The following is a 19,749-nucleotide window of genomic DNA, read 5'->3' as shown; positions in this document are numbered from 1 at the left end:
CTTTCTGGACATCAAAGGACTATCCGAGTCCCTTGTGTCTGTTATTTGCCGGGCTGCCCAACAGGAAGCGGCGCGCAGGCCCGACCTTGTGGCGCGGGGCAAGACGCCGAAGATGCTGACCGGGTGGCTGTCCGGGCGGCGATGGGAGGACGAGGCGGACGCACCGCCCCCGCTTGTGCCGGTTGCGGCCCGTGGCCCTCTGCTTGGCGATTCCGTCATCGACGTGCCGACGCAGGAACAGCGCGAGGAAGGCTGGAAGGCGGGCTTGTCGTTCATGGAAAAGTGGCGGCATGGTGTGAGGCCGGACAATCAGGCCGGACAGTTTGACCGCCGGAAGCCGCTGCCCATTCCAGCGAACTTTGGGCGCGTCCTGCAACGGGCGCTGTAGGAGAATATATGAGTGATGAAGCACTTACGGCGGAATCGTTATCCGGCCCTTTGCGCTCTGTCGCGGAACGCTTGGGAATGCCGTTCGTTTTCCGGCTGGTCGAGAACTTTGGGGGAACGACCGTGGCAATACCGTCCGGGAGTGCCGGGAAAAAACAGTATCGGCGTCTGTGCGCGGCGTTGGGGGATGAATCGGCCTCAGCGTTGTGCCGGGAGTTTGCGAGACGGGCAATTTACATCCCCAACCTCAAAAAGGCGATACTGGACAAGCGCAACTCGTCCCTGAATATGGAACGGGACGAACTGGCTGGAAGGGGGCACAGCGAGAGGGCCTTGGTTGCCATTCTTGCCCGCAGGTACGGCCTCTCCGAGCGGCAGGTATGGCGCATCCTGAAGCAGCCGAGGACTCCGGGGGAGGCAACGCAATGAGCGATACCTGCACCTTTGCAGAATTCCTCGACCATTGCACGGGCAGGAAGGTGATGCCGCCCCCGGCACAGGCGAAGAAGCGGCCCTCCTGCCCTCCCGAGTCGGAAGAGCAGAAAGCCCTTTTCGACTGGTGGCAGCGAACGCCGTATGCCCGGCACTTCGTCATGTACCACATCCCCAACGGCGGGCGCCGGGACAAAATCACCGGGGCGCGGTTGAAGGCCGAGGGCGTGGTGGCGGGCGTTCCCGACGTGTTCCTTGCCTCGCCCCGGCAGGGGTTCCACGGGCTGTACATCGAGATGAAGCGCCAGCGTGGGGGGACGGTTCAGGCCACGCAGAAGGAGCTGATCACAGCGCTCCGTCAGGCCGGGTACCGCGTCGAGGTCTGCAAGGGCTGGTGGGAGGCGCGGGAAGTCATCGAAAACTATCTGACCGGGGAAATCCCCAAAGGAGCGTCCAGGCGTGTCGAGCCAGTAGCGAACCAGCAGCCCCTCGCGGATCGTCGAGGTCGTTGTGCCGTTCAGGGAAAATGAAAGCTTTGTAGACAGGCTGGCCCGCGCCAATGCCGCCCTCGGCAGGGCTATCCATGCGCAGCCCCCCGCGTGGAACGTCAAGCGCGACGAGATCGCCGTATTCGGGCCGCAGCGGGAACGGCGAAACGGGAACACGTCATTCGTGTATCGGCTTGTCGAGGACCGCAAACCGCTGTTCGGTAAGGGCAAGGGGCCGGAGCGGGGGATCATGAAGCATAACGTATGGAAACAGCAAACGGAACAAGCCGCGCGCTACGATAGCATGGCCAAAGATACCCCATAAGCGGATTCAATCCGTCAACTCATCCGATAGACACGAAACAATACCAATTCATTTTCCTTTACAACTTGATTTCAAGGCCCAGATGCCGGGCAAGCTCGGTAGCTTGAGAGATATTTACTATTGCACCACGCAGTTCATGTGCTTCATCCGAGAGCGCCAAGTCTTCCAACTTGCAACTGGTCAAATCCACTTTTTTGAGGCTGGTATGAAAGAAGGAAGTTCCACGTAAACTACATTCATGAAAGAGCATATTCTTATGTTTGCATTGAGAAAGGATAGCGTTATCCAACATACATCCAGAAAAATTCACATCCGTAAATTGCACTGACGACATATTGGAATATTCCAGTATGCAATTTGTGAATTGTACATATCTAAAAATAGAACCTGAAAATATCGTACCCGTGCAACGAACACCTTCAAAACAACAGTTTGCGAAATAATTTTGATGAAATTTTGCATTTGAAATATCACTATTTCGAAAGAGCACATCTGTAAATTTCCCTCTTTTGAAATTACTTCCAGACATATGGCATTGTTCAAAGATTGTTTCTTCACATCTTATGTCCATCCATTGATCTGAGGTATGGAAGTCATGACAATATATTTGGTAAAGTTCTTTATCTTTTGTCAGAGCTGCAGCAATATCGTTAGTACGATTGAAATATTCTGACCCTCTTGGAATGGAGCGCATAACGTCTTTCCCGTTTTTGTGAGTGGTAGAGCCATAAAATGGCTAAAATGGGTATGCATCAGATTTTCGGTATCGACAAGAACAACATTTTTCGTATGGTTTCAAATAAGCGATCGTAATAAAAAGTAGGACATATGAATAAATACATCGACAACAAGCCCGGTCGTCCCCGGAGATGCCCGCCCTGCCCCGTGTGCGGCGAGGATGCCATGACCCAACGGGGGGCTACCCACAGTGCCTTTGTGGACTGCTACTTTTACGCTTGCTCGAACTGCCAGTGGACGGATGTATGGCGTGAGGATCGGGATCAGGCAGGATCCGTCATCAAAGGAAGGTGGGTTAAGCAAAAGGAAAAAGCCGAATCATACAGAAACACTCAAACAACCCCTTGAACCCCCATCCCCTTGAAATGCTATGCTCCTGACCAAAAATCAGGAGTTTTTTATGGCTGTTCTTCCCTTGCGTCACTTCTCCCCGGTCGAGTTCCGCTGCAAGTGCGGGTGCGGCGCAGGCATGGAGAAGATGGACGCCGACCTGCTCCAGATGCTCGACGAGGCCCGTGATCTGGCGGGCATCCCGTTCCCCCTTTCTTCCCCCTACCGCTGCCCCAAACACAACAGGGCGGTCGGCGGTGTGCCCACCTCAGCGCACACTCGCGGCTACGCTGTGGATATCCGCTGCGTGGATTCCCATTCCCGTTTCGTCATGCTGCAAGCCCTGCTTGAAGCCGGATTCCGGCGCATCGAGCTGGCTCCGACATGGATTCATGTGGACAACGACCCCGACAAGCCGCGTGACGTGGCCTTTTACCAGCATGGAGGCAAGTACTGATGGAAGCGACCGTGATTGATTTCATCCTTTCGACCTTGATGAGCCTTTCCGCGCAGTATCCCGATGCGGCGTGGCTCGTGACCGCCCTGAGCGTGGTCATGACCGTGTGCGGCCTGTGCGCCGTGGCCACCGTGTGGATGCCCGTCCCCAAGGAACCGGCGGGGCTTTATGCCGTCTTCTACCGCTGGGCCCATGCCCTTGCCGCACACTTCGGGCAGAACAAGGGCGCTGTGGCTGACGGCAAGTCCGAAACCGTGAAGGCCGAAGTCAAGGCCGTGACGGGGAAGTGATGTGCGGGCCGTCCTTGAGTTCCTTTCATCGCTCGCCGGGCTCCTCAAGCTGTGGCTGCGTCAACGGTACGGCGAACGCCGCGAGACTGATCGCGCTGCTGTTCGTGATGACGCTGGCGGCGAGTGGGTGCAGCACAGTGGCGGCGCCGACCGCCGTGACAAGCCCGGCGCCGCTGACGCCGGGGGCCGTCGTGACGGGTGAGTGGTCCTACACCTACCGGGGCGAGACGTTCACCGAGCCCGGCGAGTGGGTGCACCTGCCCGCAGGAGAGGCCGGGAACTTGCTCCTATGGATCAAGAGCGTTGAGGAGGCGCAATGAGCGACGACATGCAGATGTTGCGGGATCTCGGCGAAGTGAAGGCCGAACTGTCTGCGGTCAAGGCCGAACTTGCCGGACTGCGCGAGCGTATTGACGATGTGGTCATTTCAAACCTGCGGGACCACGGCAAGCGCATGTCCATGCTTGAAACCCGCGTTGCCGCGCTTGAAGCCGCCGAAAACCGCCGGGCCGGGGGCATGGCCGCGCTCGTGGCTGTAGCGGCTGCGGCAGGAGCGGCCGGGAACGTCCTTTCGCGCTGGATCGCTGGATAAGCGGCTCACATATTTCGGCTGAGGCAATCTCCAATTTTGGGAAACGATGTCATGGAAAGGAGCAATACCATGCCCAAGATGAACCCCAATTCCACGGTATCCCGGATCAACAGCCTTACCGGTGCTGGCCGCCGCATTGCCCGGAACCGGAACTACGCCGTCGGCAATCAGGCCCGCGCCATGCGTTCCGCCGCCGTCTTCAAGACGCAGATGTCGCCCACGCGGTTCAAGCGCGCCACCGGGACAGGCGGCCACTGATGCCGACCCGCCCGCTTTTTCGCACCGTCGAAACGGCGGCGGCCATCACCGACAGCGTCCTTGTCTCCTTCTCCGGGGGCAAGGATTCCGTCGCCACGCTGGACTTGTGCGTGAAGCACTTCCGGCATGTGGAGGGCTTCTTCATGTACTACGTGAAGGGGCTCTCCTTCCAAGAACAGATCTGCCGCTACTATGAAGACAGGTACGGACTTCCCATCCATCGGGTGCCCCACTTCGAGCTTTCGCAGTTCCTCCGCTACGGCCTGTACCGCCCCACGGACTTCTCCGTGCCAGTCGTCAGCGTTAAGGATGTCTACAACTACCTGCGGCTGAACACCGACATCTGGTGGATTGCGGCAGGGGAACGGATTGCGGACTCGGTATGGCGCCGGGCCATCATCAAGTCGTCGGGAACCATCGACGAAAAGCGGGGGCGCATCTATCCCGTGGCGGAATGGAGGAAAGAGGACGTGGTCGCCTACATCCGGCAGAACAAACTCAAGGTCGGCGTAGAATCGCGCAAGCTTGGCTTTTCGTTCGGCTCGTTACAGGCGCGGGAAGTCATTCCGGTGAAGCGGCATTTCCCCGCGGACTTTGCCAGAATCAGGGCGTGGTTCCCCTTCGTCGAAGCGGGGATCGTCCACCATCAGATCAAGGAGGAACGCCGTGGGCGGGAAACTCAGCAAGTACCAGAAGTTTGAAGTCGAGGTCATCAGCCGGGGCGAGATACATGGAGCGGATTACAATCCGCGCGTCATTTCAGAAGACGCCCGCAAGCGGCTCAAGGGGATGCTGGCGAAGCACGGCCTTGTCCAGCCGCTTGTGTGGAACCGGAGGACCGGCAATCTCGTTTCGGGACATCAGCGGCTTTCACAGCTCGATCAGCTTGAGCGCTCCCAAGACTACGACCTGCAGGTGTCCGTGGTGGACGTCGACGAGCGAGAAGAGAAGATCCTGAATGTCCAGCTCAACAACCCCTCCATGCAGGGCGACTGGGACATGGACAAGCTGAACGGGCTGGCTGGCGAAAACGGCATCGATCCTGAAGAGTTCGGGTTCTCCTCCGGCGACATCTCCGTCATGTTCGACAGCGACATGGGCGGGGCCTTCTCCGATACTGAAGAAGTGGCCGAAACCAAGGATACCCTGCGCGAAATCAAGGAGCACCGGGCGGAATCGACAGAGAATATGAAACGGGAGGCCAGCGGCGAGTTTTATTTCACCGTCGTCTGCGAAAACGAAGGCCAGAAGAAAGCCATGCTCAAGGCTCTGGGCGTCCCCCATTGGGAAGCTTTTGTGCATGGCTCCCAGCTGGCCGGGCTGTTGGGCGTCTAGACGAGCCCCTGCTGCTCAAGGAATTCTTCCAGCGTCAGCGGGTCGTCTTCGTCTTTCCAGCGCAGCCCCTGCTGGTACATATAGTCGCAATGATCCTCGTATCCGTCCGGCAGGCGCTTCAAGAGGTCGTCGTCCACCTCGAAGAAGTTGAGCTTGCCCTTCACCGGGAAGGGGATGACCTCGTAGAGCGGTTTGACATGCCATGCAAAGCCTTTGAGCGCGTCCTCCACATCGTCGTCGAACAGCATGGCCGCAGGCACGTCGGCCTCGGTCATGGGGCGCACATCGACCAGTTCGACCACCCCGAGTCCCATCCCGCCGGGGGCGATGAGCCCGTCGTTGATCGGGTAATCCCCCTTGCTCGAACAGATCAACAGCGGCCCACGGTAGTTGCAGCGCCACGTCCGGCACTCCACAGATTTTCCGCCGCCGGCGAGAAACGACGCCCAAGGCTGCCTGACAGAAATAGCTTTCATACGCGACTCCTCTTTTGAGTTTTGCGCCAGTATAGCATCCCGTCGCGGCGATGCAACGAAAAAAGCAAAGGAACGACCCCGTGCAATGCACAGCCAAATCGAAACGCTCAGGAGAGCAATGCAGGAACCATGCGGTAAAGGGAAAAACAAAGTGCCGTATTCATGGGGGTGCGAACGACGGCCCTCCAAAGGGCAATAAAAACGCACTGAAACACGGCGCATATGAGGCCATCTCGCCGGAAACCATGACGGAAGAGGAAATCGCCTACGCCAATGCGGTCACGCTGAATCCGTGCGAAACCCTCCGCGAGCAGCTCAAGACGCTCCGCGTCAAGGAAGCGCGCATCGCCAAACGCCTGAAAAAGGCCAAGGACGACATGGAAAACGTCGGCAGGGACGACGGGACGGGCAGGAAGATCCCCGCAATGGTGGTGCTGACGGGGACACAGGGCAAACAGGCCGACGCCGAGGGGCGCGAGTCCACATCCCTTTCCACGACCTCCGAAACGCAGGAGATGCACTACCTGCGGCTGGACGCTGCCCATTCGATGGTCCTCGAACAGATCCGCCGGGTTTCGGACAGCCTCGCCCGGATGGAAGGCGAAGGCGGCGAGGAAAGCAGGAACGGAGTTGCCATCGTCCTCGATTTGGGCGGCGGGAGGAAATATGAAGGCGACGGTAACTGACGGCATCCCCGTCCCCGTCTACCACGCGGAACCCACGCTTGCGCGGTTCCATGCCAGCGACGCCTTTTTCCGTGGGGTCCGTGGGCCTCTGGGCTCCGGGAAATCCGTCGGCTGCTGCGCCGAGGTTATGTCCCGCATCCTCCGCCAGAAGGCGTTCATGGGGCTCAGGCGGTCGCGGTGGGCAATTATCCGCAACACCTACGGCGAACTGAAGACGACCACCATCAAGACATGGATGGACTGGTATGGGGCGGTAACGAAAATCTCCTACGGGCACCCCATCATGGGCCTCATCAACATGCCGCTTCAGGACGGGACGGCTGTACAGGCCGAGCTTGTCTTCATCAGCCTTGACCGCCCGGATCACGTCAAAAAGCTCAAGTCCCTTGAGCTGACGGGCGTATGGCTGAACGAAGCCAGTGAACTGCCGGAAGAGGTTCTGCAAATGGCGACCGGGCGCGTGAACCGCTATCCGAGCAAGATGCAGGGCGGGTTCTCGTGGACGGGCATCATCGCCGACACAAACTCATGCAACGTCGACAACTGGTGGTACAGGCTCGCCGAGGAGGAACGCCCGGAAGGGTATGACTTTTTCGCACAGCCCCCTGCTCTTCTCGTCGAAAAGGATGCCGAGGGAAAGCTCCAGTACCGGGAAAACCCGGAAGCGGAGAACATCGAGAACCACACGGCGGGGTACGGCTATTACTTCCTCCAGCTTCCCGGCAAGCATACGGAATGGGTCAACGTCTACGTCATGAACAGGTACGGGAGCAGCAACCCCGGAAACCTCGTCTACCCGGAATACGGCGACGGGAACCTGGCGGGCGTTTCCTTCGATCCCGGCAGAGACGTCATATGGACCCACGACTTCAACTTCACGCCGCTTTCCTCCGTAATCCTCCAGACGGACAAGGACGGAAACGTCTATGCCGTCGACGAAATCGTGCTCTCTTCCGCCGTGGCGAAACAGGCGGCCGTCGAGTTCTGCGAACGGTACGCGGGGTTCAGGGGCATCGTTTATCTTTACGGGGACGCCAGCGGGCATGTGGGCGAAAAGCACGGGCACGCGAGCGACTACGTAACCCTCGAACAGGAACTGAGGCGCAACGGGTTCCGGGTTCAACAGAAGGTGCCCCGCACCAATCCCGCGATCAAGGACGGGCAAGCCAGCCTCAACGCCAAGATCTGCGACGCCATGAATACCCGCTCCTTTTTCGTCAACAAGGGGAAATGCCCGATGCTGCACAAGGGCCTTTCCACGCTGAAGCTCAAGGGCGGCAGCACGTTTCAGGAAGAGGACGCCGAGTACCAGCATATTACCACCGCCGTCCGGTATTACACGGCGGTCGAATTCCCCATCAAGAAACGCGACGTCTTCTTCGGAAGCTCGCACGGATAAGGAGCGACAATGAACAGCAGTTACGAGCAGAAACACCCGCTGTACGCGGCATCCTTCACCAAGCGCCGGAAGGCGATGGATCTCTACGAGGGCGGGGAACGGATCGAAGGAAACAGGGCCTATCTGACGCGCCACACCTACGAATCGGACAAGCAATACGACATCCGGGCGAGCCGGGCCACGTACCGCAACTTCGCGGCCCCCATCGTGGACGTGTTCGCCAGCTTCATCAACGAGGGGCGGCCGGAGCGTATTTTGCCCGACGCCCTCCGCCCCATCGAGGCGGACGCCGACAGGTACGGCATGACCGCCGACGCCTTCTTCGCGGACGTGACCCGGCTCGCGGCGGCAGGCGGGGCGCGGTTCGTCATCGTGGACATGGAACAAAAGAAAGGGGAAACCGTGGCGGAGGACAGGGCCAGCGGTCGCCGTATGGTGCCCTACTTTACCTCCATCAGCCCCGACGACGTGTGGGACTGGGGGATGGACGCCAAGGGCCTCGCGTGGGCGGTCGTTCACAGCGAAGAGATGGAGCACCCCGCAGCCTTCGCCGCCCCGCTCCGTTACGAAACCCTGACCGTCTGGACGCGGGACTCGTGGACGCGCTACCGCCGCCCGATGAAGGACAAGGAGAACACCGAGTACGCCATTGCCGAGGACGGCGAGCGCAAACACGGGCTCGGCGCCGTGCCGCTGGTGCCGTTCCTGTTCGAGCCGACCTCTCCCATGACCGGGCTCCCCGCCACGGACGATGTGCTGTCCCTGATCCTGCGCATCTACAGGCGGGACTCCGAACTCGACAAGATGCTGTTCGACCGGGCCGTCCCTCTGCTCAACGTGGGCGGCGTAAGCCAAGAGCATTGGGACACGTTCGTGGTCGCCAGCTCCAACGCCCTCATGAGCACGGAACCGGGCGGCATCACCGCGCAGTACGTGGAGCCGTCGGGCACCGCGTTTCAGGCACAGGCCGAGGCCCTTGCCCGCGACGAGGCCAGCGTGCGGGAAATCGCCCTTCGTATGGTCCGTCCGCAATCCGCCGTGGGAGAATCCGCCGAGTCCAAGGCCATCGACAAAACACAGCTCGACACGCAGCTTGCCAGCTTCGCCCGGCGCAGCGGCAGCGCGGAAGCGCTCTGCTGGAAGCTCGCCGCCCGGTGGCTTGGAGCTAAGGAGGACGGGATCGAGGCGAAATACAACGAGGCGTATGATGTGGGCGAGGCGACGGTGAAGATCAAGGGGCAGACTCCTGTGAAGGAAAGCCAAGAGTGACGCGAAAGCCCCGTCAGTGTGGGTTGACCGGGGCTTTCGCATCATGGAGGGTGATTATATCATCAAAGCGTGATGACTCGCTTACTTCCAATTTGGATCTTCCTTCAGTTGTTCCATCAGAAGAAATTGGATCGCCTTGTCCGGCTTGCCGATAAATATATAACGGGCATATTTACTCGGGGTATCTATTGCTTCAGGTACGTCTTTCACTTCAACTATCATTCCCCAAGCTTTTTGAGATGAAGGCTGGTAGGCGCTGATAATGAAATTATTACCGCAATCATGCGGTTTGCATTGCTGCCTGACAAGATATGTTTCACCATTGCACTGTACCATATCGGCCGTTCCAAGTGTCGTAAGTCCATGGAATATCCACTCTGGGAGATCCGCCCGGCTCTCGCCTTTCAGTGCCTGTTCCCATGCCTGAGCCTGTTTATCGGATATGGACGAGGCATAGGTGCCGATGCTGGCCAAGAGCAGAATACTCAACACTGCAAAGGCTATGATCGTTTTTTTCACTTCTTTTCTCCTTCGATGATTGCCGGAGGTTTTGCTCAATCACCCTACGGCAAGACTACACGTTGAAGGTCTACTTCTGGAGTCGCTCGGGAACAATATTCCTCAAGAATTATGAGCAAAGCGGTTCCGGAGGGAGACTCCCTTTTTGGTTTCGCCTCCTCCGTGCTTAGAATAACGCAAAAGAAGCCCCGAAGTCTATGATTGACCGAGACAACTTCCTTCACGCGTTATTTCTAGATGTCGTATGTGCAACTGAGGGGGATATTGACGATCCAAGCCTTGTCCAGTACCTGCCCGTTCACGTACAGATGTCTGCTCCCTTTACCCAACACCCCGGCCGTACATTGCCTGCTTGGCTGCGTAGTCCCCTATCCATCCACCAATGCTTCAATATAGCCACAGTTATCGGCATAGCAGTTTTTCGTCTTCCCATAAGTGTAGGGGGGGGGACCGAAGTCGACGTCATGACTGAATACACAACTTATGCTTTTGTCAAAATCGGACTTACATGGTTTATTTATTTGATATTATTAACTATTTATATAGTTCCGAGTTTCCTCTTGACAGAATTTTAGATCCATGATTTTTTACTAAAAAATTTGGTATACCAAAATAAAAACCATATGGAATTTAATATGACATCCCAATATAACGCCGCCAAAGATTGTGAAGAACAAGCTTATCTCCTGATAAAACAAGGACTTTTTGACGGCATCTATCCGCCCGGCTCGAGGCTTGTGGAACGACAGGTCGCGGAAAAATTCTCCCTGAGCCGAACACCTATCCGGGCGGCACTGCGCCAGCTTGAGCATGAGGGATTTCTGGAACGACAGGAAGGCCGAGGGTACAGCGTCCGGATTCTAGGCATCAGAGATGCCATCGAACTGCTGGACGTACGCGAGGCCATTGAGGGCATGGCAGCGCGCCTCGCTGCTCAGAATGGCACCGAGGAGCAACGCAAACGACTTATGGGCGTCATCGAGCGCATGGAACAGGATGAAAACGACGGAACCTGTTTCAATTACTATAAATTGTGTGGTGAACTTCATCAGATGATCTTTGAAATGGGCGGAAACCGCGTACTTGCCGACATGGCAGTGCGCATCAACGCCCAGTCAGCGGCATTCCACTACAAGACTCTGCTACTTTCCGAACGCGTACGTTCGTCCATCAGCGAACACAAAGAAATCGCCGAGGCCATCGTCAACGGCGACGCCGATGCTGCCGAATTCAAACTCCGCGAACATGTGCGCATGGTCAAACGTCTCGTTTCCCGTTTTGTCGAACAAGCTCCTCTGGGAGTCTTTTGATGCGGAAGGCTGCTTTCGAGCAGCCATGGGAAAACTTTTACCTGCCAACCTGTGTTGTAGAGGCCCGTTATGAAAAGATTTGGTGAAGCTGTCCTGTACACTCCCGGCCCCACGTCGGTTCCCCCCCGTATCCTCAACGCCTACTCCCGCCCCGTCCTACACCATCGTACGCCCACCTTTTCCGCGATCTTGGGGAGTTTCCTCAACAAAGCCCAATGGCTGCTCAATACACAACAGCCAGTCCTGCCGGTACACACTACAGGGCGCGGCGCGATGGAAGCGGTCATCTCCAATCTGTTGTCGCCAGGTGACGAGATCGTCGCTCTGTGCAACGGCAAATTCGCCAAGATGTTCGCAGATATCGCCGGGCGCTATGGCCTGACGGCCCATTGCGTGTGCACCGAATGGGACAAGATGCCGGATCTAGCCGAATTGGAAGCGACTCTTGCGGCCCACCCACAGGCCAAAGCCGTAACCATGTGCCACAACGAATCCACGACTGCCGTCACCATCGACATCAAGGCCGTATCCTCACTGGCGAAGGCGCATGGGATGCTCACTATCGTCGACGCGGTCAGTTCAGTGGGTTGCATCCGCATCGACTTTGACGACTGCGGAGCCGACGCCCTCGTTACTGCTTCACAAAAAGGCCTTATGTGCACAACGGGCATGGCACTCGTCGTCCTGAGCGAAACCGGCTGGAAAGCCTGCGAAAACTCTACCCTCCCAAAGTACTACACGAACTTCAAGGACATCCGGAAAAACGTCCTCGCCGCCAATCCTGAAACCCCCGGCTCCACGCCCGTAACCGAAATCTACGGATTGGATGAGGCCGTCAGCATGATGCAGGAAGAAGGCCGGGACGCTCTCTTCGCCCGTCATGCCCGCGTTGCACGAGCCGTGCGCGCCATGTTGCGAGCACTCGGCATGGAGCTTTACCCGTTGAATATCCCCGAAGAGGCGCGTTCCAATTCGCTGACGGCGTTCGCCCCCCTTGAGGGTCTGACAGCGTCCGAAATCAAGAACGGCCTTCAGGAAGGCTTTGGCCTGAGCATCGCCGGAGGTATCGGAGAACTGAAAGGCAAGGTTCTGCGCATCGGACACATGGGACATTTCTATGATCGCGATGCCCTGACCCTCGCGGCCTGCCTTGAAGCCTTCCTGAAAGGAAAAGGCCTGTTGCGGCAGCCGGGGGCCGGAGTCGCCGCCTGCATGGACGCGCTGTTGCGCTGACGGAAACGACCCGGCGGTTCCGTCCATATGCGGAACCGCCAAACGGCGGAACCTGCTCACGGACGGAGGCCGACATGGCTGGACAGACTCTTGTTGAAAAAATGCTTTCGGCACATGCCGGGCGGACAGTCCGCGCCGGTGAGACGATCAACGCCACCGTTGACGTAGTTATGGCAACAGACGGATCCGGGCCACTGACCATTGACTTCTTTAACAAAATGGAGGGATGTTCCAGCTTCGATCCCCGGAACGTCCTTATGATCATGGATCACTACGTCCCATGCCCCAACGATAAGGTGGCCGGGCTGCACACCATGATGCGCGACTTCGCCAAGCAGGGCTTCGGCACCGTCCTCGATCTGGGCGAGGGCATCTGCCATCAGCTCCTTCCTGAAAAAGGGTACGTCCGTCCCGGTCGACTCATCGTAGGCGGTGACTCCCACTCGACCACCTACGGGGCTTTCAATGCCCTCGGTACGGGCGTGGGTTCCTCGGATCTTGCCGCTGCGATCATCGCCGGGGAGCTGTGGCTCCGGGTTCCTCCCACCATTGGCATACGCCTTTCCGGGGCGCTGCCCCCCTCCGTCTCAGCCAAGGATCTCGCACTGTGGATTGTCGGACACATCGGCGCCGAGGGCGGACGTTACAAAGCCATCGAATTTTATGGGGACGGACTTTCCGGCCTCGGCATGTCGCAACGGATGACGCTATGTAACCTCATGGTCGAAACTGGGGCCAAATTCGCGGTCATGCCGGGAGACGGCAAAACGGCCGAATGGTTCCAACGGTTGGGCATCGTTCCCGTAGCCTTCACCACACCCGATCCCGATGCGGCCTATGAAACTGTCATCGACATTGATCTGGCCTCTATCGAGCCCATGCTCGCCGCCCCTCACCGTGTGGACAACGTCAAACCCCTCACAGAATTGTCCGGCACCCCTATTTGCATGGGAGTGCTCGGTACATGCACCAATGGGCGGCTCGACGATCTGGAGGAAGCGCTTGCCGTTATGGGCAATCGCCCGCTGACTCCCGGTTTTCAGCTTCTGGTCATCCCGGCCTCGCGGACCATCTACGCCGAGGCTTCGCGGCGCGGCGTTCTTCCCGAACTGGCCCTGCGCGGCGCATTGATCCTGCCTCCCGGTTGTGGACCCTGCTGCGGCAGCAGCCCCGGTATTCCCGGCGACGGCTGGAACGTCCTTTCCACGGCGAACCGCAATTTCATCGGGCGTATGGGCAACGTCAATGCCTCAATCTATCTAGGCTCTCCTGCTTCGGTGGCCGCCGCTGCGGTGACCGGGTGCATCACGGATCCACGAACCCTCTGATTCTCCTTAATTGAGCCGGAAGCAAGGAGGCCCTCATGCGCTTTCAAGGGACGGCCCATGTGCTGGGCGACGACATCAACACGGACTACATCATCTCCTCCCGCCGTAAGCGAGATACATTGGATGCGGTATTCCTCAGCCGCTATCTCATGGAGGATCTGGATCCCTCCTTTGCCGCAAAGGTGAATGCGGGCGATATCCTCATCGCAGGTTCTAACTTCGGCTGTGGATCGGCCATGGAAATCGCCGCGCTGGTCATTAAGGCCGCAGGCATTCCGGTCGTGCTAGCCAAATCCTTTTCACGTTCGTTTTACAGGAACGGTGTAAACAACGGTCTTCTGCTCGTGGAGTGCGATACTGAGGGGATAGAGGAAGGAGGCAGTATCCGGGTCACAGCTGATGATAGCGGCATTGCGGTGCATGATCTTGTGAGTGGCCTTGTCCGGCACGCGCCCCCTCTCGCCGATGTGCAGAGGGAAATCCTCGCCGCCGGGGGGCTGGTCTCGCTCATGCTGCAACGTAAACACTCAGGCCATGGAGTTTCCTGATGTCTACAGAGTCCTTAAAACAAACAGGGGCCCCACCTCTGGGCGCCCCCAAGGAGGATGCCCCTTCCAACCGGCGACGCCTTGAAAGCTGGCAGGCGTCCCTTGTCGGTTTCATCTGCGTCGTGTGGGCGTCTTTTCACCTACTGGTCGCCTCCGGTTTTCTGATCCTGCCCCCAACCCAGTTGCGGGCCGTGCATCTCGGCGCGGCACTCGCCCTATGCTTCCTGCTGGTTCCCGGCAGCAAACGCTCCTCGCGAACTTCAGTTCCCATGCTCGACTGGTTGCTGATGCTCGTGGCGGCTGGGCTTATGGGATACATGTTTTTCCGATACGAAACGCTCATCCGCCTCGGCGGGCGCACGGAGCCGCAGGATATCTATATCGGGCTGGCCGGTATGCTCATCCTCTTTGAAGCGGCCCGGCGTACCATCAGCCCCGGCCTTGTGGTACTGGCGAGCATCGCCCTGCTCTACGTCTTCTTCGGTGAATACATCCCGGGTAGTATGGGCCATTCAGGTTTTACGCTCCGACGCATCGTGCAGCACATTTTTCTATCTGGTGAGGGCGTCTTCGGCTTCGTGCTGGGCGTCTCTGCCGAAATCATCATCGTCTTCATCCTGTTCGGGGCCGTGCTGGAACGGGTGGGCATCGCCAGCTTCTTCAACGATCTAGCGAACTGCATCGCCGGGCGCGCCCGCGGGGGACCAGCCAAGATAGCAGTCATCTCCAGCGCACTTATGGGGATGGTCAGCGGCGAAACTTCGGCCAACGTCGCGACGACGGGCGTTTTCACCATCCCCTTGATGAAGCGGATCGGTTATCCCCCGTATTTCGCCGGGGCCGTCGAATGTGTCGCCTCGTGCGGCGGGCAGATCCTACCGCCCATCATGGGGGCCACGGCCTTCGTCATAGCGGACGCTTTGGGCATCCCCTACGCCAAGCTCGCTCTGGCGGCCACGCTTCCAGCACTGCTCTACTTCGTCGGCGTGTATGCCACTGTGCACTTCCGCGCCGTCCACCTTGGATTGCGGGGGCTCTCCAAAGAGAATATCCCCCATCTGCTGCCCACGCTCAAAAAAATCTATCTGCTTCTGCCTCTGGCGGGCATCGTGATCATGCTCATGAACGATTACACGCCTACCGCCGCAGCCTTCTGGGGCGGCATTGTAGTCGCTATATGCATCACGTTCATGAAAAAGGAAAGCCGCCTCACCTTTGAAAAGATCGGGCAGCTCATGGCGAACGCCTGCCGTACGGGCATGACCCTCGCGATCGCCTGCGCCGTAGTCGGAACCATCGTGGGAACCGCATCCATGACGGGCGTCACCATGACCATCGCGGACGGCATTTTCAGCTTAGCAGGCGGGATGCTGTTCCCTGCCCTGATCCTCACCATGCTCGTGACTATCGTGCTCGGCATGGGCTTGCCCACCACAGCGGCCTATGTCCTTGCCGCCATCAGCGCCGCTCCGGTATTGCAACGCATGGGGCTGCCGGAGCTACCCACCCATCTGTTCGTCTTGTATTACGGTGCACTCTCCGCCCTCACGCCTCCCGTCTGCACAGGGGCCTACACGGCTGCAGGCCTTGCCGGGGCCAGCCCCACCAAGACGGGATTTGCTTCCGTCCGTCTGGCCCTGTCGGGGTTCATCGTACCTATGTTGTTCCTATATGATCAGGAACTGGTACTGATGGGCGACTGGAAGGGCTTCGCTATCGTCGACGCGTTCGTCTCGGCGGCCGTGGGGCTGATCCTCATCAGTTCCGCCTTGGAGGGAGCACTGTTCGAACGCCTGAACCCACCGCTCCGTGCATTGATCGGGCTTGCCGGGCTGCTGATGGTCATCCCTGAACCGCTGACCAACTACGTCGGGTACGCCATCGCCGCCGTCGTGGTCGTCTATTGCTACAAGAATCGCAAGGAACCTGTCTTGCAACAGGCCGTCTAAAGAAAAACGGCGGAATCCCGTTTTCCGCCGCATCCATCAAGGGATTCATCTGTAAACAGGACGTTCGCGTCCGAAGGAGTTTCACATGAGCTACGTGAAGACCGTTCTTGCCGCCGTGCTGGTATCCGTCATGGCGCTCTCCGCTCCTGTCGGCGTTCAGGCGAAGACCAAGCTGACTCTCGGCACCGCAAGCATGGGAGGCAACTATTTCAACATGGGCGCGGCCATAGCCAAGGTATTCAACGACAAGGCGACGGGCTATACCTTAACGGCTCAGGCCACCGGCGGTTCCGCTTTCAACCTGACCGCCATCGAGGATAAAGAACTGGATTTCGGCATCAGCCAAGGCCCTGCGGTCATGTCCGCGATCTCCGCCCAAACCGTGCCTTCCCTCCGCACCGTCGCCAACTACAACGGTACGCCGCAGCATGTCCTCGTCCGTACGGATGCCGGCATCAAGAGCCTGAAGGATCTGAAGGGCAAGCGCATCGAACTCATCGCCGCAGGTGACGGCGTGGAAGTATGCAGCCGCAAGGTGGTTGAAGGTATCGGCCTCAACTGGGACGATGTGAAGCACGAATACAGCGGCAACCGCGTGCAGGCCTCCTCCCGCCTGAAAACTGGACAGGTGGACGCCATCATCGACGGCACCGGCGTCGGCGCAGCCTGGATTTCGGATATCCTGAAAAGCGGCAAGTTCCACCTGCTGGCCATGACGCAGGAAGAGATGGAGCAAATCATGAAGGCCAATCCCGAGTTTTCGGCCATGCCCATCCCCGCCAACAGCTACGGCGGGCAGGACGCTACTATCCCTACCGTGGGCAACTGGACGATCATCACCTGCTCCGCCGACCTGCCCGAAGAAGTTGTCTATAACCTGACGAAAATCTTCCATACCGAAAAGGATAAGCTGAAGGCCGCCCACGCCTTCTTCAAGGACATTGCCCCAGCGAATATCAAGGGGGCCGTCATCGCTCCCCTGCATCCCGGCGCCGAAAAGTTCTACAAAGAAGCCGGAGTCCTGTAACCCCATCCCGACGGCGTCTTTCCGCAAGGACGCCGCCGGACAAAGTGCCGGGCATGGCCCGGAGGAGAAGAACATGTCCATTGGCAACAGAGTCTATGTCAAGCGCCGCTTGCCCGACGCGTCCATTGTGGAGGCCTTCCGCAAACTGGCCGCAGCTCCTGTCGCGGACTGTATGGGGCGGCTATCCGCCATGCATCCCGAAATCCGGCTCATGTCCCCCCGTACGGGAAGACGTATGGTCGGCGTGGCACTCACCGTAAAAAGCCGCTCTGGCGACAATCTCATGATCCACAAGGCGCTCAACATGGCACAGCCCGGCGATGTCATCGTCGTCGGCACGTCGGGTGACCGCAGCCGGGCCGTCATGGGTGAAGTGATGTTCTCCTATGCCAAATTCAAAAAGCTGGAAGGGCTGGTTATTGACGCCCCGATCCGCGACGTGGACTGCCTTGAGGAGCTCGGCCTACCCGTGTACGCCACCGGTACCACCCCCGGCGGCCCCTACAAGGAAGGCCCCGGCGAAATCAACGTTCCAATCTCTTGCGGCGGCGTGAGCATCCATCCTGGGGACATCATTCTCGCAGACAGCGATGGCATCATCGTAATCCCGTCCGCAGACGCGGCGGAACTACTCGGCATAGCACAGGCTTTTGCCGCCAAGGACGACGCCAAGACCTCCGCAGCGCTCAACGGAACCTGCGACCGTTCATGGGTCGACAAGGCACTTGAAGCTAAAAAATGTGAAATCATCGATGATTACTACCTTTAGGCCTCCTCATTCGGGAGTATCTCTACCCCCATGGTACGCCTGAACAGGACGCCGCCCCTGTCCTCCCCCGGACAGGGGCTTTTTTTAAGTTCTTCACACAGATGCTCTCTTGTTAGTCTTATTTGCCAATATTTCTGGGGATGCCTAAGATAACGGCAAGAGCATTCGCGCTCAAGCCGAGCGGGGCCATATATTCTTCCCGGAGAATTTCTCTAGGATGGATAGCGACGCACATGTCTATCCTTCTCAAACCGCCTGCACGGACTGCTTCAGGCTGTCCACGATAAACTGATTGATACTCTTTCCCGAAGCGGACGCGGCAATAGCGACGGACTGGTACGTCTCGGGATCGAGACGCAAGGCAAAGCGTCCCGCCTGCTTCTTGGGGGAGATCCCCTTTTCCGCGCAGACCTCCAGAAAGGTCTCCAGTGAACTTTTGCCTTCACGCTTCAAGCCTTCCAAGTCCGCAGCATAAAAATCCGCCGCTCCGTTCAATCCGACAAATTCCCCCCGGAACATTTCGATTTCCGGGTCATAGGCAATGACGGCCTTGTAGCCGTCTTCAAACGTCATGACATTATTCATGGCTTTACTCCGTGGCTTTCCAACCAGATACGCACGCTTGCAACCGCTCCTTTGTCCGTGGTCGGCGCGGGATGCGGGCGATGAAACACTCGCACTTCCCCGAACAGCACCACAGCGATGCGAGAACCAGCACGTTCGCTTACTTCCGCGCCAAGCTCCACAAACAGGGCCTCAATGTCCGCCCATCTGATGCTTCCCGAAACGGGGCGGGCGAATATCTGCTTCAAGGTTATCTGGTGTTTCTTTTTCATGGCCTTATGATATTATTTTTTGACATCATGTCAAGAGATACTCCTTTTCCTTCCCCACGTAAGAAACACTCAAACAACCCCTTGCGGCACATCCCGGCTGCGGGTCTATACTCATGCCCAATTATGCGGGCCTGCCCGTCTATCGTGGCGTGATGCCAAGGAATCCCCCGGCGTGAAGCCCTAACCCGAACCGAGAAGGATACCATGAAACTCAAGCTCGACGAAAACGGCCATGTGGTGGTGAAGGACGGCTTCCCCGTGTGGGTTGCCGAAGACGGTGCGGAGATTGCGTATAACGTCCCCGACCTCGTGAACAAAATTTCCGCCGTCAACGCGGAATCCGCCGGGCGGCGCAAGGACATCGACGCCCTGACCAGCCAGCTCAAGGCATTTGACGGCATTGACCCGGAAAAGGCCAAGGCCGCCCTGGAAACCGTCGCCAACCTTGACGCCGGAAAGCTCATCGACGCGGGAAAAGTCGACGACCTCAAGATGGAAATCAAGAAGTCCTATGACGGAAAGATTTCCGATCTCGAAAAGGCCCTCGCCGACTCCAAGAAAGATTCCGCCGACAGGCTGGCCGCCAAGGAAGCCTCCATCCGTACGCTGCTGGTCAAGGGCATCTTCGATTCCAGCGCGTTCCTGAAGGACAAGACCGTGCTTCCCTCCGACGTGGCCTACGCCTCGTTCGGCAGGCATTTCGAGGTGAAGGAGGAAAACGGCGAGCTGCGCGTGGTTGCCACCATGAACGGCCAGCCCATTTTCAGC

Annotated in this window: 26 protein-coding genes and 2 pseudogenes; 23 read left to right on the top strand and 5 right to left on the bottom strand. The window is 58.3% G+C overall.

The features are described 5' to 3' along the window. From T370_RS0116850 to T370_RS0116835, 4 genes and pseudogenes are all read left to right on the top strand, one after another. A pseudogene (locus tag T370_RS0116850) lies at positions 1-388 on the top strand (MarR family transcriptional regulator); the annotation flags it as partial. An 8-nt stretch (positions 389-396) separates the two neighbouring features. After that, positions 397-816 carry a Mor transcription activator family protein gene (locus T370_RS0116845; protein ID WP_051643878.1) on the top strand — a complete coding sequence of 140 codons (420 nt, stop codon included), beginning with the start codon at positions 397-399 and terminating at the stop codon, positions 814-816. Next, entirely contained in the window at positions 813-1,349 is a 537-nt protein-coding gene (locus T370_RS0116840; RefSeq protein WP_029436409.1) for a VRR-NUC domain-containing protein, read from the top strand. Before T370_RS0116845 ends, T370_RS0116840 begins: the two co-directional genes overlap by 4 nt. Continuing rightward, positions 1,330-1,632, top strand: coding sequence for a hypothetical protein (locus T370_RS0116835; protein WP_029436408.1), 303 nt, complete (start codon positions 1,330-1,332; stop codon positions 1,630-1,632). Before T370_RS0116840 ends, T370_RS0116835 begins: the two co-directional genes overlap by 20 nt. Positions 1,633-1,690: 58 nt before the next feature. Here the strand turns inward: T370_RS0116835 and T370_RS24530 are convergent, their stop codons facing one another. Next, positions 1,691-2,326 (bottom strand): pentapeptide repeat-containing protein, encoded by a 636-nt coding sequence (locus T370_RS24530; protein WP_081847582.1) that lies wholly within the window; start codon positions 2,324-2,326, stop codon positions 1,691-1,693. A gap of 444 nt (positions 2,327-2,770) precedes the next feature. On the opposite strand from T370_RS24530, the gene T370_RS0116830 reads away from it, so the two are divergent. The 7 genes from T370_RS0116830 to T370_RS0116800 all read left to right on the top strand — a co-directional run bounded on the left by T370_RS0116830 (position 2,771) and on the right by T370_RS0116800 (position 5,632). Continuing rightward, complete coding sequence (locus T370_RS0116830; RefSeq protein WP_029436407.1) at positions 2,771-3,157, top strand: D-Ala-D-Ala carboxypeptidase family metallohydrolase; 387 nt, start codon at positions 2,771-2,773, stop codon at positions 3,155-3,157. An 11-nt stretch (positions 3,158-3,168) separates the two neighbouring features. Continuing rightward, positions 3,169-3,447, top strand: coding sequence for an RNA-binding protein (locus T370_RS0116825; protein WP_248604277.1), 279 nt, complete (start codon positions 3,169-3,171; stop codon positions 3,445-3,447). A 155-nt stretch (positions 3,448-3,602) separates the two neighbouring features. After that, entirely contained in the window at positions 3,603-3,767 is a 165-nt protein-coding gene (locus tag T370_RS26000; protein WP_237912356.1) for a hypothetical protein, read from the top strand. After that, positions 3,764-4,039 carry a hypothetical protein gene (locus tag T370_RS0116815; protein WP_005027273.1) on the top strand — a complete coding sequence of 92 codons (276 nt, stop codon included), beginning with the start codon at positions 3,764-3,766 and terminating at the stop codon, positions 4,037-4,039. The genes T370_RS26000 and T370_RS0116815 overlap by 4 nt, the downstream gene beginning before the upstream one ends. Before the next feature lie 69 nt (positions 4,040-4,108). Continuing rightward, entirely contained in the window at positions 4,109-4,297 is a 189-nt protein-coding gene (locus T370_RS0116810) for a hypothetical protein (protein ID WP_009368421.1), read from the top strand. After that, a complete protein-coding gene (locus T370_RS0116805) occupies positions 4,297-4,998 on the top strand; it encodes a phosphoadenosine phosphosulfate reductase domain-containing protein (RefSeq protein ID WP_029436404.1) in 702 nt (233 codons plus the stop codon). The genes T370_RS0116810 and T370_RS0116805 overlap by 1 nt, the downstream gene beginning before the upstream one ends. Beyond that, positions 4,964-5,632: a ParB N-terminal domain-containing protein gene (locus tag T370_RS0116800; RefSeq protein ID WP_029436403.1), complete on the top strand. Its 669-nt coding sequence runs from the start codon at positions 4,964-4,966 to the stop codon at positions 5,630-5,632. The genes T370_RS0116805 and T370_RS0116800 overlap by 35 nt, the downstream gene beginning before the upstream one ends. Here the strand turns inward: T370_RS0116800 and T370_RS0116795 are convergent. Then, entirely contained in the window at positions 5,629-6,108 is a 480-nt protein-coding gene (locus tag T370_RS0116795; RefSeq protein ID WP_051643877.1) for an ASCH domain-containing protein, read from the bottom strand. The genes T370_RS0116800 and T370_RS0116795 overlap by 4 nt on opposite strands. A gap of 50 nt (positions 6,109-6,158) precedes the next feature. On the opposite strand from T370_RS0116795, the pseudogene T370_RS26325 reads away from it, so the two are divergent. From T370_RS26325 to T370_RS0116780, 4 genes and pseudogenes are all read left to right on the top strand, one after another. Continuing rightward, a pseudogene (locus T370_RS26325) lies at positions 6,159-6,281 on the top strand (HGGxSTG domain-containing protein); the annotation flags it as partial. Positions 6,282-6,353: 72 nt separating this feature from the next. Next, positions 6,354-6,794 (top strand): hypothetical protein, encoded by a 441-nt coding sequence (locus tag T370_RS0116790; protein WP_029436401.1) that lies wholly within the window; start codon positions 6,354-6,356, stop codon positions 6,792-6,794. Further along, positions 6,775-8,193: a hypothetical protein gene (locus T370_RS0116785; RefSeq protein WP_029436400.1), complete on the top strand. Its 1,419-nt coding sequence runs from the start codon at positions 6,775-6,777 to the stop codon at positions 8,191-8,193. Before T370_RS0116790 ends, T370_RS0116785 begins: the two co-directional genes overlap by 20 nt. 9 nt (positions 8,194-8,202) lie before the next feature. Then, a complete protein-coding gene (locus T370_RS0116780; RefSeq protein ID WP_029436399.1) occupies positions 8,203-9,462 on the top strand; it encodes a DUF4055 domain-containing protein in 1,260 nt (419 codons plus the stop codon). 81 nt (positions 9,463-9,543) lie between these two features. Here the strand turns inward: T370_RS0116780 and T370_RS0116775 are convergent, their stop codons facing one another. Beyond that, the gene (locus tag T370_RS0116775; RefSeq protein ID WP_029436398.1) at positions 9,544-9,981 is read right to left on the bottom strand and encodes an inhibitor of vertebrate lysozyme family protein; all 438 of its coding nucleotides are present in this window, start codon (positions 9,979-9,981) and stop codon (positions 9,544-9,546) included. Positions 9,982-10,616: 635 nt separating this feature from the next. Between T370_RS0116775 and T370_RS0116765 the strand changes: the two genes are divergently transcribed. The 7 genes from T370_RS0116765 to T370_RS0116735 all read left to right on the top strand — a co-directional run bounded on the left by T370_RS0116765 (position 10,617) and on the right by T370_RS0116735 (position 18,145). Next, positions 10,617-11,291, top strand: coding sequence for a GntR family transcriptional regulator (locus T370_RS0116765; RefSeq protein WP_029436396.1), 675 nt, complete (start codon positions 10,617-10,619; stop codon positions 11,289-11,291). 69 nt (positions 11,292-11,360) lie between these two features. Continuing rightward, entirely contained in the window at positions 11,361-12,524 is a 1,164-nt protein-coding gene (locus T370_RS0116760) for a pyridoxal-phosphate-dependent aminotransferase family protein (RefSeq protein ID WP_029436395.1), read from the top strand. Between the two features lie 74 nt (positions 12,525-12,598). Next, entirely contained in the window at positions 12,599-13,852 is a 1,254-nt protein-coding gene (locus tag T370_RS0116755) for an aconitase/3-isopropylmalate dehydratase large subunit family protein (protein ID WP_029436394.1), read from the top strand. A gap of 35 nt (positions 13,853-13,887) precedes the next feature. Further along, positions 13,888-14,400 carry a LeuD/DmdB family oxidoreductase small subunit gene (locus T370_RS0116750; RefSeq protein ID WP_029436393.1) on the top strand — a complete coding sequence of 171 codons (513 nt, stop codon included), beginning with the start codon at positions 13,888-13,890 and terminating at the stop codon, positions 14,398-14,400. Next, entirely contained in the window at positions 14,400-16,349 is a 1,950-nt protein-coding gene (locus T370_RS0116745) for a TRAP transporter permease (protein WP_051643875.1), read from the top strand. Before T370_RS0116750 ends, T370_RS0116745 begins: the two co-directional genes overlap by 1 nt. 85 nt (positions 16,350-16,434) lie before the next feature. Further along, the gene (locus tag T370_RS0116740) at positions 16,435-17,376 is read left to right on the top strand and encodes a TAXI family TRAP transporter solute-binding subunit (RefSeq protein WP_029436391.1); all 942 of its coding nucleotides are present in this window, start codon (positions 16,435-16,437) and stop codon (positions 17,374-17,376) included. Between the two features lie 73 nt (positions 17,377-17,449). Further along, complete coding sequence (locus T370_RS0116735) at positions 17,450-18,145, top strand: RraA family protein (RefSeq protein WP_029436390.1); 696 nt, start codon at positions 17,450-17,452, stop codon at positions 18,143-18,145. 246 nt (positions 18,146-18,391) lie between these two features. Here T370_RS0116735 and T370_RS0116725 read toward each other — a convergent pair whose 3' ends face one another. Together T370_RS0116725 and T370_RS0116720 are read right to left on the bottom strand one after the other, a co-directional pair. After that, positions 18,392-18,730 (bottom strand): type II toxin-antitoxin system HicB family antitoxin, encoded by a 339-nt coding sequence (locus T370_RS0116725; protein WP_029436389.1) that lies wholly within the window; start codon positions 18,728-18,730, stop codon positions 18,392-18,394. Then, positions 18,727-18,981: a type II toxin-antitoxin system HicA family toxin gene (locus T370_RS0116720; RefSeq protein ID WP_029436388.1), complete on the bottom strand. Its 255-nt coding sequence runs from the start codon at positions 18,979-18,981 to the stop codon at positions 18,727-18,729. Before T370_RS0116720 ends, T370_RS0116725 begins: the two co-directional genes overlap by 4 nt. A gap of 204 nt (positions 18,982-19,185) precedes the next feature. Here T370_RS0116720 and T370_RS0116715 point away from each other — a divergent pair. Further along, positions 19,186-19,749: hypothetical protein (locus T370_RS0116715; RefSeq protein WP_029436387.1), on the top strand; the 564-nt coding region annotated here is incomplete at its 3' end.

The sequence above is a fragment of the Bilophila wadsworthia ATCC 49260 genome (assembly GCF_000701705.1).
Lineage (GTDB): Bacteria > Desulfobacterota > Desulfovibrionia > Desulfovibrionales > Desulfovibrionaceae > Bilophila > Bilophila wadsworthia.
Note: the sequence above shows the minus strand (reverse complement) of the source record. Positions and strands in the feature narration are given on the sequence as shown.

Bases quoted from the DNA above. Each gene is read 5' to 3' on its own strand.
- T370_RS0116845 (WP_051643878.1), top strand. From the start codon at position 397: ATGAGTGATGAAGCACTTACGGCGGAATCGTTATCCGGCCCTTTGCGC.
- T370_RS0116840 (WP_029436409.1), top strand. From the start codon at position 813: ATGAGCGATACCTGCACCTTTGCAGAATTCCTCGACCATTGCACGGGC.
- T370_RS24530 (WP_081847582.1), bottom strand. From the start codon at position 2,326: ATGCGCTCCATTCCAAGAGGGTCAGAATATTTCAATCGTACTAACGAT.
- T370_RS0116830 (WP_029436407.1), top strand. From the start codon at position 2,771: ATGGCTGTTCTTCCCTTGCGTCACTTCTCCCCGGTCGAGTTCCGCTGC.
- T370_RS0116815 (WP_005027273.1), top strand. From the start codon at position 3,764: ATGAGCGACGACATGCAGATGTTGCGGGATCTCGGCGAAGTGAAGGCC.
- T370_RS0116810 (WP_009368421.1), top strand. From the start codon at position 4,109: ATGCCCAAGATGAACCCCAATTCCACGGTATCCCGGATCAACAGCCTT.
- T370_RS0116805 (WP_029436404.1), top strand. From the start codon at position 4,297: ATGCCGACCCGCCCGCTTTTTCGCACCGTCGAAACGGCGGCGGCCATC.
- T370_RS0116795 (WP_051643877.1), bottom strand. From the start codon at position 6,108: ATGAAAGCTATTTCTGTCAGGCAGCCTTGGGCGTCGTTTCTCGCCGGC.
- T370_RS0116790 (WP_029436401.1), top strand. From the start codon at position 6,354: ATGACGGAAGAGGAAATCGCCTACGCCAATGCGGTCACGCTGAATCCG.
- T370_RS0116785 (WP_029436400.1), top strand. From the start codon at position 6,775: ATGAAGGCGACGGTAACTGACGGCATCCCCGTCCCCGTCTACCACGCG.
- T370_RS0116780 (WP_029436399.1), top strand. From the start codon at position 8,203: ATGAACAGCAGTTACGAGCAGAAACACCCGCTGTACGCGGCATCCTTC.
- T370_RS0116765 (WP_029436396.1), top strand. From the start codon at position 10,617: ATGACATCCCAATATAACGCCGCCAAAGATTGTGAAGAACAAGCTTAT.
- T370_RS0116760 (WP_029436395.1), top strand. From the start codon at position 11,361: ATGAAAAGATTTGGTGAAGCTGTCCTGTACACTCCCGGCCCCACGTCG.
- T370_RS0116755 (WP_029436394.1), top strand. From the start codon at position 12,599: ATGGCTGGACAGACTCTTGTTGAAAAAATGCTTTCGGCACATGCCGGG.
- T370_RS0116750 (WP_029436393.1), top strand. From the start codon at position 13,888: ATGCGCTTTCAAGGGACGGCCCATGTGCTGGGCGACGACATCAACACG.
- T370_RS0116745 (WP_051643875.1), top strand. From the start codon at position 14,400: ATGTCTACAGAGTCCTTAAAACAAACAGGGGCCCCACCTCTGGGCGCC.
- T370_RS0116740 (WP_029436391.1), top strand. From the start codon at position 16,435: ATGAGCTACGTGAAGACCGTTCTTGCCGCCGTGCTGGTATCCGTCATG.
- T370_RS0116735 (WP_029436390.1), top strand. From the start codon at position 17,450: ATGTCCATTGGCAACAGAGTCTATGTCAAGCGCCGCTTGCCCGACGCG.
- T370_RS0116725 (WP_029436389.1), bottom strand. From the start codon at position 18,730: ATGAATAATGTCATGACGTTTGAAGACGGCTACAAGGCCGTCATTGCC.
- T370_RS0116720 (WP_029436388.1), bottom strand. From the start codon at position 18,981: ATGAAAAAGAAACACCAGATAACCTTGAAGCAGATATTCGCCCGCCCC.